General features: G+C 41.6%; 18 protein-coding genes and 1 tRNA gene. 11 read left to right on the top strand and 8 right to left on the bottom strand.

The window, feature by feature from the left end:
• Window positions 1-117 precede the first annotated feature (117 nt).
• The 5 genes from PSE60_RS14700 to cysM all read left to right on the top strand — a co-directional run bounded on the left by PSE60_RS14700 (window position 118) and on the right by cysM (window position 5,182).
• A complete protein-coding gene (locus tag PSE60_RS14700) occupies window positions 118-1,140 on the top strand; it encodes a sulfate ABC transporter substrate-binding protein (RefSeq protein WP_272665882.1) in 1,023 nt (340 codons plus the stop codon).
• Window positions 1,140-1,970 carry a sulfate/thiosulfate ABC transporter permease CysT gene (cysT, locus tag PSE60_RS14695; RefSeq protein ID WP_004912608.1) on the top strand — a complete coding sequence of 277 codons (831 nt, stop codon included), beginning with the start codon at window positions 1,140-1,142 and terminating at the stop codon, window positions 1,968-1,970. Before PSE60_RS14700 ends, cysT begins: the two co-directional genes overlap by 1 nt.
• Window positions 1,970-2,830 carry a sulfate/thiosulfate ABC transporter permease CysW gene (gene cysW / locus PSE60_RS14690; protein WP_210837966.1) on the top strand — a complete coding sequence of 287 codons (861 nt, stop codon included), beginning with the start codon at window positions 1,970-1,972 and terminating at the stop codon, window positions 2,828-2,830. The genes cysT and cysW overlap by 1 nt, the downstream gene beginning before the upstream one ends.
• A gap of 2 nt (window positions 2,831-2,832) precedes the next feature.
• Window positions 2,833-3,921 carry a sulfate/thiosulfate ABC transporter ATP-binding protein CysA gene (gene cysA / locus PSE60_RS14685; RefSeq protein ID WP_272665881.1) on the top strand — a complete coding sequence of 363 codons (1,089 nt, stop codon included), beginning with the start codon at window positions 2,833-2,835 and terminating at the stop codon, window positions 3,919-3,921.
• 376 nt (window positions 3,922-4,297) lie between these two features.
• Entirely contained in the window at window positions 4,298-5,182 is an 885-nt protein-coding gene (gene cysM, locus PSE60_RS14680; RefSeq protein WP_272665880.1) for a cysteine synthase CysM, read from the top strand.
• Between the two features lie 95 nt (window positions 5,183-5,277).
• On the opposite strand, the gene crr is transcribed toward cysM, so the two are convergent.
• The 5 genes from crr to cysZ all read right to left on the bottom strand — a co-directional run bounded on the left by crr (window position 5,278) and on the right by cysZ (window position 10,270).
• Window positions 5,278-5,787 carry a PTS glucose transporter subunit IIA gene (gene crr / locus PSE60_RS14675; RefSeq protein ID WP_004912598.1) on the bottom strand — a complete coding sequence of 170 codons (510 nt, stop codon included), beginning with the start codon at window positions 5,785-5,787 and terminating at the stop codon, window positions 5,278-5,280.
• Between the two features lie 48 nt (window positions 5,788-5,835).
• On the bottom strand, window positions 5,836-7,563 hold the full coding sequence (gene ptsI, locus PSE60_RS14670; RefSeq protein ID WP_004264877.1) for a phosphoenolpyruvate-protein phosphotransferase PtsI: 1,728 nt from the start codon (window positions 7,561-7,563) through the stop codon (window positions 5,836-5,838).
• A gap of 140 nt (window positions 7,564-7,703) precedes the next feature.
• Entirely contained in the window at window positions 7,704-7,961 is a 258-nt protein-coding gene (ptsH, locus tag PSE60_RS14665; RefSeq protein WP_004264876.1) for a phosphocarrier protein Hpr, read from the bottom strand.
• A 350-nt stretch (window positions 7,962-8,311) separates the two neighbouring features.
• The gene (cysK, locus tag PSE60_RS14660) at window positions 8,312-9,265 is read right to left on the bottom strand and encodes a cysteine synthase A (RefSeq protein ID WP_004912592.1); all 954 of its coding nucleotides are present in this window, start codon (window positions 9,263-9,265) and stop codon (window positions 8,312-8,314) included.
• A 240-nt stretch (window positions 9,266-9,505) separates the two neighbouring features.
• Window positions 9,506-10,270, bottom strand: a complete 765-nt coding sequence (cysZ, locus tag PSE60_RS14655; protein ID WP_210839197.1) for a sulfate transporter CysZ — start codon at window positions 10,268-10,270, stop codon at window positions 9,506-9,508.
• Between the two features lie 218 nt (window positions 10,271-10,488).
• Here cysZ and zipA point away from each other — a divergent pair, with 218 nt between their 5' ends.
• The 4 genes from zipA (at window position 10,489) to PSE60_RS14635 (ending at window position 15,322) form a co-directional block, all read left to right on the top strand.
• Window positions 10,489-11,490 carry a cell division protein ZipA gene (gene zipA, locus PSE60_RS14650; RefSeq protein WP_210839195.1) on the top strand — a complete coding sequence of 334 codons (1,002 nt, stop codon included), beginning with the start codon at window positions 10,489-10,491 and terminating at the stop codon, window positions 11,488-11,490.
• 56 nt (window positions 11,491-11,546) lie between these two features.
• Window positions 11,547-13,565, top strand: coding sequence for an NAD-dependent DNA ligase LigA (gene ligA, locus PSE60_RS14645; RefSeq protein WP_272665879.1), 2,019 nt, complete (start codon window positions 11,547-11,549; stop codon window positions 13,563-13,565).
• Between the two features lie 275 nt (window positions 13,566-13,840).
• On the top strand, window positions 13,841-15,025 hold the full coding sequence (locus PSE60_RS14640; protein ID WP_210839191.1) for a NupC/NupG family nucleoside CNT transporter: 1,185 nt from the start codon (window positions 13,841-13,843) through the stop codon (window positions 15,023-15,025).
• An 81-nt stretch (window positions 15,026-15,106) separates the two neighbouring features.
• Window positions 15,107-15,322 carry a DUF3820 family protein gene (locus tag PSE60_RS14635; protein WP_004912576.1) on the top strand — a complete coding sequence of 72 codons (216 nt, stop codon included), beginning with the start codon at window positions 15,107-15,109 and terminating at the stop codon, window positions 15,320-15,322.
• On the opposite strand, the gene PSE60_RS14630 is transcribed toward PSE60_RS14635, so the two are convergent.
• Window positions 15,319-15,735 carry a MarR family winged helix-turn-helix transcriptional regulator gene (locus tag PSE60_RS14630; protein WP_210839188.1) on the bottom strand — a complete coding sequence of 139 codons (417 nt, stop codon included), beginning with the start codon at window positions 15,733-15,735 and terminating at the stop codon, window positions 15,319-15,321. The genes PSE60_RS14635 and PSE60_RS14630 overlap by 4 nt on opposite strands.
• A 123-nt stretch (window positions 15,736-15,858) precedes the next feature.
• On the opposite strand from PSE60_RS14630, the gene PSE60_RS14625 reads away from it, so the two are divergent.
• A complete protein-coding gene (locus PSE60_RS14625) occupies window positions 15,859-16,611 on the top strand; it encodes an SDR family NAD(P)-dependent oxidoreductase (RefSeq protein ID WP_272665877.1) in 753 nt (250 codons plus the stop codon).
• 56 nt (window positions 16,612-16,667) lie between these two features.
• On the opposite strand, the gene PSE60_RS14620 is transcribed toward PSE60_RS14625, so the two are convergent.
• Window positions 16,668-17,069 (bottom strand): hypothetical protein, encoded by a 402-nt coding sequence (locus PSE60_RS14620; RefSeq protein ID WP_272665876.1) that lies wholly within the window; start codon window positions 17,067-17,069, stop codon window positions 16,668-16,670.
• Here PSE60_RS14620 and PSE60_RS14615 point away from each other — a divergent pair.
• Window positions 17,036-17,314 carry a LysR substrate-binding domain-containing protein gene (locus PSE60_RS14615; RefSeq protein ID WP_272665875.1) on the top strand — a complete coding sequence of 93 codons (279 nt, stop codon included), beginning with the start codon at window positions 17,036-17,038 and terminating at the stop codon, window positions 17,312-17,314. The genes PSE60_RS14620 and PSE60_RS14615 overlap by 34 nt on opposite strands.
• An 11-nt stretch (window positions 17,315-17,325) precedes the next feature.
• On the opposite strand, the gene PSE60_RS14610 is transcribed toward PSE60_RS14615, so the two are convergent.
• Window positions 17,326-17,401: transfer RNA gene (locus tag PSE60_RS14610), tRNA-Ala, on the bottom strand.

Below are 17,401 nucleotides of genomic sequence, written 5' to 3'. Positions count from 1 at the left end.
TCTTTGTTATTCCAATTTGATATATAAAAAGGTGATTGATAGCTACCCAGTTATAACCAAAACAGATACAGTGGTTTTAATCTTAGTCATTTGGGTTTAGTTACGAACAGGTGTGGAATGAAAAAATCATTTTTGAAAAAAACGGCACTCGCGAGTTTGGCAACGGTCTCATTACTCGGTAGCTCGCCACTAATTGCAGCTGAACTGCTTAACAGTTCTTATGATATTGCTCGTGAATTATTTGTGGCGTTGAACCCATCATTTGAAAAACAGTGGAATGAAGCTCACCCTGATGACAAATTAACCATCAAGCAATCACACGCAGGCTCATCAAAGCAAGCCTTGGCGATTTTACAAGGGCTAAAAGCAGATGTGGTGACCTACAACCAAGTCACCGATGTACAAATTTTGCATGATAAAGGCAATTTGATCCCAGCAGGCTGGCAAGCTCGCTTACCAAATAATAGCTCACCGTATTATTCCACCATGGCGTTTTTAGTGCGCAAAGGAAATCCTAAAGGAATTAAAACGTGGGATGATTTAGTCCGTGAAGATGTCAAATTAATCTTTCCGAATCCAAAAACTTCCGGAAATGGCCGTTATACCTACCTTGCAGCATGGGGGGCTTTTAACCAAGAAAATAAAGGTGATAAAGCGAAAACCCGTGAGCAAATGAAACAGTTTTTGAAAAATGTCGAGGTATTTGATACCGGTGGGCGTGGTGCAACAACATCATTTATTGAGCGGGAGCTTGGTGACGTCCTGATTAGCTTTGAATCTGAAGTGAATAATATTCGCTCTCAGTATGGTGAGTCAGACTATGAAGTTATTGTGCCACCAGTGGATATCTTAGCAGAGTTTCCTGTTGCTTGGGTCGACAAAAATGTACAAAAAAATGGGACTGAAGACATCGCTAAAGCTTACTTAAATTATCTCTATAGTCCGCAGGCTCAAGAAATCATCACTCAGTATAATTATCGGGTGAATGATAAAGCGGTAATGAATGCGAATAAGGATAAATTTCCTGAAACTCAGCTGTTTACGGTTGAATCTCAATTTGAGAGCTGGCCAAAAGTGATGGATGTTCATTTCTCCACTGGAGGAGAATTTGACAAATTAATGGCAGAAGGGCGCCGTTAATGAATCGTTCAGGAAAGCGCTTTTTGCCAGGTTTCGGGCTAACGCTAGGTAGCAGTCTATTTTATACCTGTTTGATATTATTATTACCCATGAGCGCATTGGTAATTCAGTTATCAGAAATGACATGGCAGCAGTATTGGGCCGTCATAAGCTATCCGCAAGTGGTTGCGGCGTATAAAGTGACGTTACTGTCAGCGTTAGTCGCAAGTTTGTTTAATGCAGTATTTGGCATGTTATTAGCTTGGATTTTAACGCGTTATCGCTTTCCTGGGCGTTTATTTTTAGATGGTTTAGTGGATTTACCCTTTGCATTACCTACCGCTGTGGCGGGGCTGACATTAGCAACCTTGTTTGCAACCTCGGGATGGTATGGGCAATATCTGCACCAGTTTGATATTAAAGTTGTTAATACTTGGTTGGGAATTGCGGTTGCAATGGCATTTACCAGTATTCCGTTTGTTGTGCGTACGGTTCAACCAGTGTTGGAAGAGCTCGGTCCTGAGTACGAAGAGGCTGCTCAGACCCTAGGAGCTAGCCGTTGGCAAACCTTTCGCCGAGTGGTATTGCCGGAGCTTTCACCCGCCTTATTAGCCGGAACAGTTTTATCCTTTACACGTAGTTTAGGTGAGTTTGGCGCCATTATATTTATTGCGGGTAATATTGCATGGCAAACCGAGGTTGTTTCATTAATGATTTTTAGTCAGTTACAGCAATTTGATTACCCGGCCGCCAGTGCTGTCGCCTCAGTTATTTTAGCGGTTTCATTGTTACTGTTATTTAGTGTCAATTTAGTACAAAGCCGCTTCGGTAAACGGTTAGGAGGCAAGTAATGGCGCAAATTACCCCCATTCATACGGCTAGTCGTACCCAAATTAACTGGGGGAAATGGCTATTAATTGCGATAGGTTTATTGTTTTCATTTTTACTATTAGTTATTCCAATTGTTTGGATATTTATTACAGCTTTTCAAAAAGGGTTAGATGCCGTTTTACTGAATTTGGCAGACCCTGATATGCTACATGCCATTGGTTTAACAGTATTAATTGCTTTAATTACGGTCCCGGTAAATTTAGTCTTTGGTACCATGATGGCGTGGTTAGTGACGCGATTTCAGTTTCCTGGTCGCCAATTATTACTAACCCTAGTTGATATTCCGTTTGCGGTTTCACCTGTTGTGGCGGGTTTGCTGTACTTACTTTTTTATGGCTCAAACAGTTGGTTTGGTGGATGGCTTGAAGGTTTTGACATCCAACTGATGTTTTCATGGCCCGGTATGGCATTGGTGACTATTTTTGTCACTTGCCCCTTTGTGGTACGTGAGCTAGTCCCGCTAATGTTAAGTCAGGGTAGCCAAGAAGATGAGGCGGCGGTTTTACTAGGGGCCTCAGGATGGAAGATGTTTTGGCGTGTGACATTACCCAATATCCGCTGGGCATTATTGTATGGGGTAGTTCTAACTAACGCCCGCGCGATCGGTGAATTTGGTGCGGTTTCGGTGGTTTCTGGGGCTATTCGCGGTGAAACATACACCTTACCGTTGCAAGTTGAATTACTGCATCAGGATTATAATACGGTGGGCGCATTTACGGCCGCAGGGATCCTCGCACTAATGGCAATTATCACCTTAATACTTAAAAGTGCATTGCAGTGGCATTTGAGTCGCCAGCAATCTGAATCAGGAGTCCATTAATCATGAGTATTGAAATTGAAAAAATCGGTAAATTATTTGGTAAAACCCAAGTACTCAACGATATTTCACTGGATATTGCATCGGGTGAAATGGTTGCCCTATTAGGGCCTTCCGGTTCAGGTAAAACAACCTTATTGCGTATTATTGCAGGGCTTGAGCAACAAAGTCAGGGGCTATTGCGTTTTCATGGTCACGATGTCAGTAAAATCCATGCTAAAGATAGGCATGTTGGCTTTGTATTTCAACACTATGCATTATTTCGCCATATGACAGTGTTTGATAATGTGGCCTTTGGTTTGACTGTCTTACCAAGAAAACAGCGCCCATCAGCTCAGGCTATTAAAGATAAAGTAACAAAATTGCTGGAGATGGTTCAACTGGGTCATTTGGCTTCACGTTACCCTGCACAACTTTCAGGGGGACAAAAACAGCGTGTAGCATTAGCAAGGGCTTTAGCCGTTGATCCGCAAATTTTATTATTAGATGAGCCTTTTGGGGCGCTCGATGCACAAGTACGTATTGAATTACGCCGTTGGCTACGTCAATTACATGATGAATTAAAATTTACCAGTGTTTTTGTGACTCATGATCAAGAAGAAGCCATGGAAGTTGCAGACAGAGTTGTGGTGATGAGCCAAGGTCATATTGAGCAAGTTGGCACACCGAGTGATATATGGCAGCGGCCAGAAACACGATTTGTCCTTGAATTTATGGGGGAAGTTAACCAAATCTCTGCCCATATCAAAGGTTCAACATTAAATATCGGTGGCTATGATTTCCCACTGAACCATACCAGTGTTCAACAAGGTGAAGTTGACGTATTTTTACGACCTTGGGATATCTCATTGCAGTCTGAAGTGGATGAGCAGCACCGTTTACCTGTAAGGGTCACTGAATCGGGGCCAAGAGGGCATTTTTGGCAATTAACCGTTCAACCGCTAGGTTGGGGGAAAGAGCCGTTGTCAGTTATTTGGCAGTCTGAAAAAACAATACCCACTCGAGGTGAACGTTATTTTTTAGGCAGCCAGCAGGCAAAGATTTATCAGGGGGAGCAGGCGTTAATTTTTCCCCAGCTTGCTGAAAGTGCATGAATATAAAATTCAATAATTTATAACACTAATACACAATATTATTGGTGTTATTTGCTCTATTACTTTCTAGGTATTATCATCGATAATTAGACTTTATATTTAAAATATATAGTCTAATCCTTTCTATATTTAAATCTCCATATAACGCATTGATATTATTGTGTTAATCGTTATATTTTTATGCGAAATATAACTGGTAATTCTATAAACTTATTGTAATATAATATATCAATTAGCTATATCAGAAATGGTAATTAAGATAATCTATTTTTCTAATATCAATGTGAAGAGATTTCAATTTTCACATATCAATATTGGGGTAATATCTTATTTCTATTGTTTCTTATTTATATATAAAAATTATAAGGATGGTAAAGTGTCGGCTCTGGAACAGTTTATCGGTAATACCCCATTAGTAAAACTTCAGCGTTTAACACAAGGGATTGACGCTGAAATTTGGGTAAAACTTGAAGGTAATAACCCTGCGGGCTCGGTAAAAGATCGTGCGGCATTTTCAATGATTAATGAAGCGCAATTACGGGGTGAAATTAAGCCAGGTGATACGCTAATTGAAGCAACTAGCGGTAATACCGGTATTGCCCTCGCGATGATAGCTGCAGTAAAAGGCTACAAATTAAAATTACTCATGCCTGATAACATGAGTAAAGAGCGACAAGCCTCAATGCAAGCTTATGGTGCAGAACTTATCTTAGTCAGTACGGCTGTCGGTATGGAAGGTGCACGGGATCTCGCTAAAGAAATGGAGCAGCGAGGAGAGGGGAAAGTTTTAGACCAATTTAATAACCCTGATAACCCATTAGCCCATTTTAAAACAACGGGTCCTGAAATTTGGCAGCAAACTAATGGCGCTATTACCCATTTTGTGTCGAGTATGGGAACAACAGGGACCATTACAGGGGTTAGCCGCTATTTAAAATCCCAGTCAGCGGACGTGCACATTGTTGGCTTACAACCTGCTGAAAAAAGCCAAATTCCGGGTATCAGGCGCTGGTCACCGGGTTACTTGCCCGGCATCTTCGATGGTTCATTAGTTGATAGCGTACTGGATATAAACCAGCAAGAAGCCGAGGAAACCATGAGAGCCTTAGCGAAGGTCGAAGGTATCTTTTGTGGTGTGAGCTCAGGTGGTGCGGTTGCTGGTGCTTTAAAAGTGGCTCAAGCTAACCGGGGAGCGGTGATTGTGGCAGTCATTTGCGACCGAGGAGACCGCTATTTATCAACAGGCGTATTTAATGGGTGAGTAAATTTGATTGCCACTGGCGTGCAATAAAGTGCCCCATCAATGAAAAACCATCAGGCAAGCCTGATGGTTTAAGCTAAATATGGGTAGTTGAGTTATTTCTTAATACGCATGACGACAGTTTCACCCACTGTCACTGAGCCTGTCAGTTTGTTTAGCTCTTTGATTTCGTCCATATTAGAAATGACAACTGGAGTTAGAACTGATTTTGCTTTCTCTTCTAATAGCGCTAAATCAAACTCAATGATTAAATCACCTTTTTTCACTGCTTGGCCTTCTTCGGCGATGCGTTTAAAACCCTCACCTTTAAGCTCAACAGTATCAATACCGAAGTGAACAAATAGTTCTATGCCATCATCTGATTCAATAGAAAACGCATGGTTAGTTTCAAAAATTTTACCAATTGTACCGTCTACAGGGGCAACGATTTTGTTACCTGCGGGTTTAATCGCAATACCATCACCAACAATTTTTTCTGCGAACACAACGTCTGGAACATCTTCAATATTGACAATTTCGCCCGATAAAGGCGCGATAATCTCAATACTGCCACTGCTACTTTTGTCTTCCGAAACGAGTGATTTCAGTTTGTCAAACAGACCCATGGACCTTCTCCTAATCGTTTTATATGGGACCGAACTAATGTGCTGTTCTTAGCATAACGTTTTTTCTTGGATAAAGGTATCTACAAGTTTCATCAATTCATCCGCTGTTGGTTGAGCAAGTGCTTGTTCAGCCAAAGCTTGAGTATCAGTAAAGCTCGCATTGCGAATTAACTTTTTGATACGTGGAATTGAAATTGCGCTCATACTAAATTCATCCAGCCCCATGCCAAGTAGCAATAAGGTTGCACGCTCATCTCCAGCTAACTCCCCACACATCCCAGTCCATTTACCTTCAGCGTGTGATGCATCGATCACTTGCTTAATTAAGTTTAGGACAGCAGGTGACATCGGGTTGTAAAGATGAGAAATCAGTTCATTACCACGGTCGACCGCTAAAGTGTATTGAGTGAGATCGTTCGTCCCAATACTAAAGAAATCAACTTCTTTTGCCAAATGGCGAGCAATAACAGCGGCTGCTGGCGTTTCAACCATCACACCGACTTCAATTGACTCGTCAAAAGCCTTACCTTCTTCACGTAACTGAGCTTTTAGCATTTCTAGCTCTGCTTTTAGTTCACGAACTTCTTCAACGGAAATGACCATTGGGAACATAATACGCAGTTTACCAAATTTAGAGGCTCTTAAAATAGCTCTTAATTGTGAGTGTAAGATTTCTTTGCGATCAAGACAAATACGAATTGCACGCCAGCCGAGGAATGGGTTCTCTTCTTTCGGCAAATTCATGTATGGCAGGTCTTTATCACCGCCGATATCCATAGTGCGGACAATAACGGCTTGGCTGCCCATTGCTTCTGCAACTGCTTTATACGCCTGAAATTGTTCTTCTTCAGTAGGAAGAGAGTCTCTATCCATGAATAAAAATTCAGTACGATAGAGGCCAACGCCTTCTGCGCCATTGCGTTCTGCACCGGCAACATCACGTACGGTACCAATGTTGGCACAAACTTCAACTTGATGACCATCAAGGGTGATAGCTGGCAAATCTTTTAATTTTGCGAGCTCTTCTTTTTCTTGAAGATATTCATCACGGAAGGCTTTTAGTTTATCGATTTCGGCTTCAGATGGATTCAAGTGGATAGTGTTGTTGACACCATCTAACACAATGAAATCGCCATTTTTAATTTTGCTGGTGGCATCGCTCGTGCCGACAATGGCAGGTAACTCGAGAGAACGCGCCATAATTGAGGTATGCGATGTACGGCCACCTAAATCAGTAATAAACCCTAATACTTTATCTAAATTCAGCTGTGCGGTTTCTGAAGGGGTTAAATCCGCAGCGACTAAAATAACTTCTTCGCTGATTGCACTTAAATCAACGATAGGAATATTTAAGATATTTTTTAATAAACGTTTACCAATATCGCGTACGTCAGCAGCACGCTCTTTAAGATATTCATCGTCAAGAGATTCAAGTGCTTGGGCTTGGTCTTCAATAACGGAATATGCAGCTGCATCTGCCGTTTTTTTATCACCTTTGATTAAAGAAACAATTTCTTGCTCCAGCTCTTCATCTTCCAGCAGCATGATATGACCTTCAAAAATCTCAGCTTTTTCGGCTCCAAGATTTTTTTCGGCTTTCTCTTTAATCAAATTGAGTTGTTCGGCTGATTTGTTACGGCCCTCAATAAAACGAGCAATTTCTTTATCAACCTGATCGTCAGCGATTTTTTTTGTGCTAACAACGATAGGATCTTCTTTGAGGATTAAAGCCTGACCAAAAGCAAAACCCGGGGATACTAAAATTCCTGAAATCATAATATTACCTTACTGCTGCTAGTGCTGGGAGTTCTGATGTTGCAGAGACGACAATGAATATAGCTGATTATACAAATGTCCCCGAATGACATCACTCAGGGACATTGAATGAAATCAGTAAATGCTATTTTCCTGCGAAATTATTCTAATTCGCCCATCAGTTTAACTAAATGCTCAACGGCTTCTTTTTCATCTTCGCCTTCAGCAGAAATTGTCACTACTGTGCCTTGTGTTAGGCCTAAGGTTTGTAATTTAAACAAACTTTTCGCGCTAGCGGATTTACCGCCAGAAATTAAAGAAATGTCGGAAGAGAATGCTTTTGCTTCTTTTACGAATTGAGCTGCAGGACGAGTATGTAGACCATTTGGTGCCGTAATAGTAACTTCTTGCTGAAACATAGTATTTCCTCAATAACTTTCGTTTTTTTAATTACCCAGCCAATTGTAGATGAAATAGACTAGGTTTGCGTATAAGTTAGATTATTAACTTGGAAAAAGGTTTCCTACTTTGTGCGGTATCAACCCTTTTTCTGTTTTTTTGCGAACTCGTAACTTTTTCTCGTTGGCAAATTATTTTACTTGGCCTAGAGATTGGCTAAAAAGTGATTAATTTCGAGGTGCAAAATAATTACTATGTTTAATACTAAACCTCGAATTAGAAATCATCTCCATCCGTGCTAAAGTTTGATCCATGCCACAAAAAAAGCACCATTTAGGTGCTTTTTTAACGATATTGTAACGAAATTATGTTATTCAGCAGAAATGTCAGCAAACAGGACAGTTGACAGATAACGCTCACCTGAAGAAGGTAAAATAACGACAATATTTTTGCCTTTATAAGCAGGGTCAGCGGCAATCTTAGTGGCAGCAGCAATAGCAGCACCCGATGAGATCCCTGCGAGAATACCTTCTTTTTCCATCAGTTCGCGTGCGGTTTTAATCGCTTCGTCATCACTGATTTGAATGACTTTATCAAGCAATTTTAAATCTAAGTTACCCGGAATAAACCCTGCACCGATCCCTTGTATTTTGTGAGGACCCGGCTTAATTTCTTCACCCGCCAAAGCTTGGGTAATGACAGGGGATGTTTCGGGTTCAACTGCGACGATAGTTACATCTTTACCTTTGGTATTTTTCAGATATTTTGCAATACCAGTAATTGTCCCACCTGTACCGACACCTGCGACCACAACATCTACATTGCCATCGGTATCTTCCCAAATTTCAGGCCCTGTGGTTTTTTCATGAATTTCAGGGTTTGCTGGGTTATTAAATTGTTGAAGTAATAGGTATTTTTTAGGGTTGCTATTCACTATCTCTTCAGCTTTAGCTATTGCACCCTTCATGCCTTTTGCTCCCTCGGTTAAAACGAGGTTGGCGCCCAATGCTTTGAGCAGTTTACGACGCTCAATACTCATGGTTTCAGGCATGGTCAAAGTTAATTTATAACCTCTTGCCGCAGCGACATAGGCTAAAGCTATTCCTGTATTACCACTGGTTGGCTCAACTAATTCTTTGTCTTTATTTAGGATACCTTTTTTCTCTGCGTCCCAAATCATGTTCGCACCAATACGGCACTTAACACTGAAGCTTGGGTTGCGAGATTCCACTTTCGCTAAAATATTGCCATTACCAAAATGTTTTAAACGGACAAGAGGGGTGTGGCCAATGGTCAACGAGTTATCATCATAAATTTTGCTCATGGGATATCCTTAAAAATCGGTTAGCCAGTAATGTAATCGGTATTAATGAAATAATGAGATGGATTCAACATACGTTAAGAACAAATTAATGCAAATATGATTTGAGTATAAGCTTATAACGTAATGCTATTTTAGATCCAATTGTTCTAAGAAATTTTGCTGAAAATAGGTGAAGTATTCGATGAAAGAAAAGCGCAGGTGATAAACCTGCGCAATGACTGATATATAACAATTGATATATTAGTAGCGTGCGTAACGGTCACGATAGCGGTCAACCCACATCAATGTTGCACCACAGACGGCAACAGGCATGATCACTAAGTTGACAAAAGGCACCATCATTAACAGGCTAACAACGCCACCAAATTGAACATTTCTCATCCGTTCTTTGGCAAGTGCTTGCTTCATTTCACTGAAACCAACACGGTGATTATCAAACGGGTAATCGCAATATTGGATTGACATCATCCAAGCACCAAATAAAAACCACAGTACCGGAGCGACAGTTTGGCCAATACCAGGTATGAAAAATAGGATTAATAACCCAATAGCACGAGGTAAGTAGTAGCCGATTCGGACAAACTCGCGTTTTATCATACGAGGGACATCTTTTAATAACTCAGCCACACCCGTATCTGGTGATGGCTTACCCGTTAGCTCAGCTTCGAGTTTCTCTGATAGCCAACCGTTAAAAGGCGCCGCGATAATATTAGCAACCGTACTAAAGAAATAGGTAAATACAAGCAGTATTGAGATAACGGCGATTGGCCAAATAACATAGTCGAGCCATTGTAGCCAGTCAGGAACGTAACTCATCACTTGGTTTATCCAGCCACCAAGCTTGGTATATAACCACCAAAATGCGCCGCCTAAGAATAAAATATTGGCTAATAGGGGCAAAATAACAAAACGTTTAATACCGGGACGAGTGATTAATCTCCAGCCTTGTGTAAAATAATAAAAACCGGAATGGTCTTTTTGTGTCGAAAATGTCGATTGGGTCATACTTCTTGTTCTCTCCTTTTCGGTTGACCATGTATCATATAGATATGAAATTAGGCTGACTAGCCATTATTCGCTTAAAAAAGCAGCAAATGAAAGCGGAATATTCTCTTTCTTGTAAGAAAATCGTTCTGGGGGTTGCACTTAGAGCCATTGAGAAATAATCTTAGGGTAGTTTCCGCCGTGTTGGCATTATCATTCATCAACTAGAGATAGCAGCGATGCAGGATTTGCGTCTGATATTAGTGGTCGTAGGTGCGATAGCGATTGTCGCTTTATTACTGCATGGTTTATGGACCAGCCGTAAAGAGCGCTCAAAGTTATTTCGCGATAGACCCGTAAAACGTAGAAAAAACGATATGCAAGAGAATTCATCAGAATATGATGATTCTGCATTATTTACTGAAAATCAACCTACTCAGCAAGCGCCTGTTCACTCCGCTGCGACTGAGCCTGTATATCCGGTAAAAAATGAGTCTCCAGTTGAACCTAATATACAGCCACAGGCATCGGTTGAACCTGACATTATTATGAATATGCAGCCAGAGGCTAAATCGCCAGTTCATAATGAGCTTACGATGCACCAACGAACTGAACCTGTTCATGTACCTGAGCAGCTCACCATTAATATGAGTGAAGAAGTGGCAATTGAGCCAGAAGTTCGTACTCAGCCAGTCATTGGTACTGCCGCTGAGCCGCATATTGATTCAACTAAATTGAGCGAAGAGCCTCAGCCGAGTACCTATGAACAAGAGACGCAGCATATTGAGAAGAAAGCTGAGCCGCAGGAAAATTCTGCTACAACAAGTAGCAAGGAGACAGTCCTGGTACTTCACGTAGCCGCTCTTCAAGGACAAGAACTTCAAGGTGAATTGTTACTGCAGAGTATTTTACAAGCCGGTTTCCAATTTGGGGAAATGAAAATATTCCATCGTCATGTGAATCCGTCTGGTACAGGGCCTGTGCTGTTTAGCTTAGCTAACATGGTGAAGCCGGGCTCATTTGACCCTGAGACAATGGCTGACTTTACCACCCCTGGGGTTTCCATGTTTATGATGGTACCGTCTTACGGTGATGCAGGGCAAAATTTCAAACTGATGTTGCAAGCAGCTCAACGTATCGCATCAGATGCGGGAGGGGTTGTTCTTGATGACGAACGCAAAATGCTGACACCTCAAAAAATAGAGGTGTATCATGCACGAATTAGAAACACACTAAATTAAATAAACGTTGAACAAAACCCCCATTATTGGGGGTTTTTTATCTGTATGAGTGAATCATGACTACCAAACAAGAAATAGACGAATTAAAAAAACAGTTACGTCATCATGAATATCAATACCATGTATTAGATGCGCCCGAAATTCCAGATGTGGAATATGACAAGTTAATGCAACGTCTAAAAGAGATAGAGGCGCAGCATCCTGAACTTGTCACCAGTGATTCACCGACTCAACGTGTTGGTGCTGCACCATTAGCTGCGTTTGATACCGTACGCCATGAAATTCCTATGTTGTCTCTAGATAACGTTTTTGATGAAGAAAGCTATCTTGCGTTTGATAAGCGAGTCAGAGATCGCTTGAAAAATCATCAAGAACTGACTTTTTGTTGTGAGCTCAAGTTAGATGGGCTAGCGGTCAGTTTACTGTATGAAAACGGTGAGCTAGTACAGGCTGCGACTCGGGGCGATGGAACCGTAGGCGAAAATATTACTGCGAATGTTCGAACCATTCGCGCTATCCCATTGCGTTTAACGGGAAGCAATATTCCTGATCGCGTTGAGATCCGTGGGGAAGTTTTTATGCCCCAAAAAGGTTTTGAAGCGCTTAATGAACAAGCACGCAAAACGGATGGCAAAGTCTTTGCAAACCCACGTAATGCAGCAGCAGGTTCTTTACGCCAATTAGACCCACGTATTACCGCCAAAAGGCCGCTTACTTTTTATTGTTATGGTGTGGGGCTTGTGGAAGGAGGCACTTTACCGGATACACATTATGACCGTTTGATGCAATTCAAGGCATGGGGTTTACCGGTTAGTGATTATGTTCAATTACGTGTAGGTCATCAGGCAGTATTGGATTTTTACCATGAAATTGAGCAAGTTCGACCTGAGCTTGGCTTTGATATCGATGGTGTGGTTATTAAGGTTAACTCGATTGCGATTCAAGAAGAGTTAGGGTTTGTTTCTCGAGCACCTCGCTGGGCGACCGCGTTTAAATTTCCAGCGCAAGAACAAGTGACATTATTAAAAGATGTTGAATTTCAAGTCGGGCGTACCGGTGCTATCACGCCTGTCGCGCGTTTAGAGCCTGTGCAAGTTGCAGGCGTCGTGGTCAGCAATGCGACTTTACACAATGCCGATGAAATCGAACGCCTTGGCGTGCATATTGGTGACACAGTTATTATTCGTCGAGCCGGAGATGTTATTCCGCAAATCGTCAGTGTTGTGGTTGATAACCGCCCTGCAGATAGCCGGGAAATTGTTTTCCCAACTCATTGCCCAGTATGTGGCTCTGATATCGAACGAGTCGAAGGCGAAGCGGTAGCGCGCTGTACAGGTGGGCTTATTTGTGGGGCACAACGCAAAGAAGCACTGAAACATTTTGTCTCACGCAGAGCAATGGATGTCGATGGCATGGGCGATAAAATTATCGACCAACTAGTTGAAAAAGAGTATGTCAAAACGCCAGCAGATTTATATCAATTAAGTGCAGGTATCTTAACAGGCTTGGATAGAATGGGGCCGAAATCGGCACAAAATCTGGTTGATGCACTCAATAAGTCTAAACAAACGACGTTAGCTCGTTTTATTTATGCCCTTGGAATTCGTGAAGTTGGTGAGGCAACAGCGGCAAACTTAGCCGCGCATTACACCACACTTGACGCCGTGATGACGGCAGATGAAGAGTCACTAAAAACGGTTCAAGATATTGGTCATGTGGTCGCGAAGCATGTGGTCAATTTTTTCCGCGAACCTCATAACCAAGCGGTGATTGAAGATTTACTGACTAAGGCAAATATTCATTGGCCTGAAGTGAAAGTCGTCAACAGTGCAGAAATCGATAGCCCATTTGCAGGTAAAACGGTAGTGCTAACAGGGTCAATGAGTATCTTGACGCGTGATGAAGCCAAAGACAAATTAGTCGCTTTAGGTGCAAAGGTTTCAGGAAGTGTCTCTAAAAAAACAGATTTGGTGATTGCTGGTGAGGCCGCAGGTTCTAAATTAGCGAAAGCGAATGAACTTGGCATACGTGTTATTGATGAAAATGAATTGATTCGTTTGCTGAATATTCAATAGTGAACTATATTCAATTTGGCTTAGTTGCCTACAATCTCTGTAGGCAACAATTTTGTACGCAGGTTGTTGTAAGTCTTAACTTAAATTCTCAGTAAAATTTCTGTGCAAAAAAAGCGAATACTAGGAATTGTTATAGTTGAAACGTGATCCCCTTCTTCTTTTTGCAAAATACACCTAGTAAGCTTTCATATTAATGTGACCTCCGTCTCATTTAAATGTTGTCTATTACATAGAATATGCACATAGACTGATTCTTAAATTTGTTGGAGTCGCATATGACCTCGATCCTGCATTTCGTTTTATCTTTAGTAGTAATTGCTGCTCTTGCAATTTTAGCTAGTAGTAACCGTAGAGGGATCCGCCCTCGCTATGTTGTTCAACTACTGGTTATTCAAATTGCATTAGCTTATCTGTTCTTAAAATCGAATATTGGCGAATCATTTGTTCTTGGTGTAGCAGGAGTGTTTACCCACTTGCTAGGCTATGCAGCAGAAGGGACTAAATTTATTTTTGGCGGTATGATTGAAGGCAACTTAGCGTTCTTCTTCTTACAAGTGTTATGCCCAATCATCTTTATTTCTGCGTTGATCGGGATCTTACAGCACGTCAAAATTCTTCCTATCGTGATCCGTATCATCGGTACCGTGTTATCGAAAGTGAATGGTATGGGTAAATTGGAGTCATTTAACGCAGTCAGCTCATTGTTATTGGGTCAGTCAGAAAACTTTATTGCGTATAAAGACCAATTGAATCGGATGTCAGATCGCAGAATGTACACCATGGCCGCAACAGCCATGTCAACGGTATCTATGTCTATCGTTGGGGCATACATGACCATGTTAGAACCACGTTTCGTGGTCGCAGCATTGGTTCTGAATATGTTCGGTACTTTCGTTGTACTCTCACTGATTAACCCGTATCCACCGGAAGGTGAAGAAGATATTCAAATGAGCAACCTGCATGAAGGGCAAAGCTTCTTTGAAATGTTGGGTGAATATATTCTTGCTGGGTTTAAAGTAGCGATTATCGTTTCAGCGATGTTAATTGGTTTTATTGCCCTCATTGCAATGATTAACGGTATTTTCTCAGCTGTATTCGGTATCGACTTCCAAACTATGTTAGGTTACGTATTCTATCCGTTTGCGTGGATGCTCGGTATTCCTGCTGAAGAAGCCTTACAGGTTGGTGGAATTATGGCAGTGAAAATGGTAACGAATGAATTCGTTGCGATGGATGGCTTACAAGCGATTGCTGGTGGGTTATCTGAGCGCTCTATTGGTATCTTGTCCGTATTCTTAGTTTCTTTCGCTAACTTCTCATCCATCGGTATTATTGCGGGTGCGATTAAAGGCTTAGATGAGAAACAAGGTAATACCGTGGCTCGCTTCGGTTTGAAATTACTGTATGGTTCAACTTTAGTTAGCTTCTTATCCGCAGCCGTTGTTGGGTTAGTTTTGTAATCCACTAAAACATGCTAAATTAAGAAACGGCGTTCAAATGAGCGCCGTTTTTTTATGCTTTGACACAAAAGAGAACTAATAATGGAAAAACAAGATCTCATCGATATGGCCAATACCTATATGCCATTTGGTAAATATAAAGGCTGCGTATTAATTGATTTACCCGAAGAATATTTATTATGGTTCTATAAGAAAGGAGAGTTTCCTGCTGGACGTTTAGGGCAGTTAATGGAGATGACTCTAGGATTAAAAATAGAAGGCTTAGAAGGGCTAGTAAAGCCTTTAAAACGAGGTTAATCGTGCCCTAGTGCGTGAGTAATCTTCTGGCTTAAAGTAATAAATAGCTTTTGTTCTTGGGGCGTTAATGCGGCTTTGACCTTTTCTGCATTTTCAGCACGTCCTGTGGCGGCTCGTTGCAAAAAGTGATGCCCTTTTTCGGTTAAACGGGTGATCAGTTCCCGTCTATCTTCTTCAGATTGATATTGCTCGACAAATTCATAAGATTTCAGAACTCGAAGAAACTTTGATAAATTTTGGCGAGAAAGGCCAAGTGCTTGGCTTAACTGGCTTGGTGTTAAATCCCCTTTTAATCTCAATATTTCTAACACATCATATTGGCCCCAAGTTATTTGCTCAGGGGTAAAGCTAACTCTGCGTGCAACTAGGGTGCATTGCAGTAGCGAAAGCGCATCTTCTAGAGAATTTGGCATTATGGTGATTCCGTAATATTCAGTCTATTGAGTATATATTGATTTTAATAATAAGACGACTTATTGATTAACTTTAGTTAATTAATTATAGTTAACTAAAGTTAATCATAATAGAGGTGAGCTATGGGTAAATTTAATCAGCGGGTTGCGCTTATAACAGGGGCATCGACAGGTGTCGGTTTCACTATTGCACAAAAGCTGTATTCACTTGGCGCGATAGTGGTAATTACGGGGCGTAATGAGGTAGCTTTACAACAAGCCGCTAAAGAAATAGACCCAACAGGACAACGTGTCTATGCCATAAAAATGAATGTCGCAAATGCACAAGACTTTAAAATAACAGTTGAAAAAATTGAGCAACAATACGGTGCATTGCACTACTTGGTGAATAATGCAGGGATCACTGGGCCTCATGGCGTCAATATTGAAGATTATCCTTTAGAGGCTTGGCATGAGGTGATCGAGACCGATATAACAGGAACATTTCATGGTTTGAAGTACAGTATTCCTGCGATTTTGCGCAGTGGTGGGGGAGCTATCGTGAATTTATCAGCTTGCAATGGGGTAACAGGGATAGCGGGCATAGCACCTTACACCGCAGCAAAGCATGCGGTACTGGGGTTAACGCGTTCAGCAGCCTTAGAAAACGCTCAAAAAGGTATCCGTATCAATGCGGTTGGCCCCGGCTATGTAGAAACACCGAATATTAGCGTATTATCACAGGAAACGAAGCAATGGATGGCTTCAACTCATCCAATGGGTAGAATGGCTACTCGGCAAGAAATTGCTAATGTTGTCGCTTTTTTGTTATCAGAAGAGAGTAGCTTTATAACAGGGGCATTTATTCCTATTGATGGTGGTTATACCGCGCAGTGATGCAAAATAATCAAGGTTTGGCGTCAGCCACAAAATGAGGGAAGACGCCAAAATTACTACCAGTCTACGAGCCTGCTTTTGATCCCTTGGTGGCTAGGGAAATGCGGTAAAACCTCTTCAGCTATTTCTTGTAGTACTTCTAAAGCTGGGCGCTCAGAGTATTGAATTCCAATCGCGGCATGGTTAACTCCCGCAGCTTGCCATTCTTCGAGTAGTTGAATCAAACCGTTACGGCCTGTTCGTAGAGTGAATCCTCCTCGTAATGGAGTGCGTGGGAAATCAGGATCATCGACAAGGTCAATCCATTCATTTGTCATATGTGGCCTAAAGTCATGTTCAGGGATGAGGGCGCGCCAGGCCGCAATTTTCTCCGCTAAACGAAGAGCGCCTTCTGGATGACTGGTAGCTTCAGGATAGGATAGCTGTGCATGGTGTTGAACATGATAAGCAAGTAACACGAGGTAGTGCATTTGATGATGATTATTTATTGATCCGTGCTGCGATTGCAGGGCAAGGTTTAGCCTTAGTCCCAAAAGAGTACGCGATACAGGAAATCGAAGATGGGCGGCTAATGCAAGTGATTGATAAGCCATGGCCAGCTCGATTTGCCTATTATTTGGTCATGTTACCCGAAGTGATTGAACGGCCTGAAATCATTGAATTTATAAAGTGGATTAAAGCAGAAGCAGGGAATAATTCATAAGAGAAATAAGATGGTGGAGCTAAGCGGGATCGAACCGCTGACCTCTTGCATGCCATGCAAGCGCTCTCCCAGCTGAGCTATAGCCCC

Origin of the sequence: Providencia sp. PROV174 (assembly GCF_028480685.1) — a bacterium.
Lineage (GTDB): Bacteria > Pseudomonadota > Gammaproteobacteria > Enterobacterales > Enterobacteriaceae > Providencia > Providencia rettgeri.
The sequence above is the reverse complement of the archived record's forward strand: the minus strand, read 5'-3'. Positions and strand labels throughout refer to the sequence as shown.

Coding starts and splice junctions, on each gene's coding strand:
- PSE60_RS14700 (WP_272665882.1), top strand. CDS start 118: ATGAAAAAATCATTTTTGAAAAAAACGGCACTCGCGAGTTTGGCAACG.
- cysT (WP_004912608.1), top strand. CDS start 1,140: ATGAATCGTTCAGGAAAGCGCTTTTTGCCAGGTTTCGGGCTAACGCTA.
- cysW (WP_210837966.1), top strand. CDS start 1,970: ATGGCGCAAATTACCCCCATTCATACGGCTAGTCGTACCCAAATTAAC.
- cysA (WP_272665881.1), top strand. CDS start 2,833: ATGAGTATTGAAATTGAAAAAATCGGTAAATTATTTGGTAAAACCCAA.
- crr (WP_004912598.1), bottom strand. CDS start 5,787: ATGGGTCTGTTTGACAAACTGAAATCACTCGTTTCGGAAGACAAAAGT.
- ptsI (WP_004264877.1), bottom strand. CDS start 7,563: ATGATTTCAGGAATTTTAGTATCCCCGGGTTTTGCTTTTGGTCAGGCT.
- ptsH (WP_004264876.1), bottom strand. CDS start 7,961: ATGTTTCAGCAAGAAGTTACTATTACGGCACCAAATGGTCTACATACT.
- cysK (WP_004912592.1), bottom strand. CDS start 9,265: ATGAGCAAAATTTATGATGATAACTCGTTGACCATTGGCCACACCCCT.
- cysZ (WP_210839197.1), bottom strand. CDS start 10,270: ATGACCCAATCGACATTTTCGACACAAAAAGACCATTCCGGTTTTTAT.
- zipA (WP_210839195.1), top strand. CDS start 10,489: ATGCAGGATTTGCGTCTGATATTAGTGGTCGTAGGTGCGATAGCGATT.
- ligA (WP_272665879.1), top strand. CDS start 11,547: ATGACTACCAAACAAGAAATAGACGAATTAAAAAAACAGTTACGTCAT.
- PSE60_RS14640 (WP_210839191.1), top strand. CDS start 13,841: ATGACCTCGATCCTGCATTTCGTTTTATCTTTAGTAGTAATTGCTGCT.
- PSE60_RS14635 (WP_004912576.1), top strand. CDS start 15,107: ATGGAAAAACAAGATCTCATCGATATGGCCAATACCTATATGCCATTT.
- PSE60_RS14630 (WP_210839188.1), bottom strand. CDS start 15,735: ATGCCAAATTCTCTAGAAGATGCGCTTTCGCTACTGCAATGCACCCTA.
- PSE60_RS14625 (WP_272665877.1), top strand. CDS start 15,859: ATGGGTAAATTTAATCAGCGGGTTGCGCTTATAACAGGGGCATCGACA.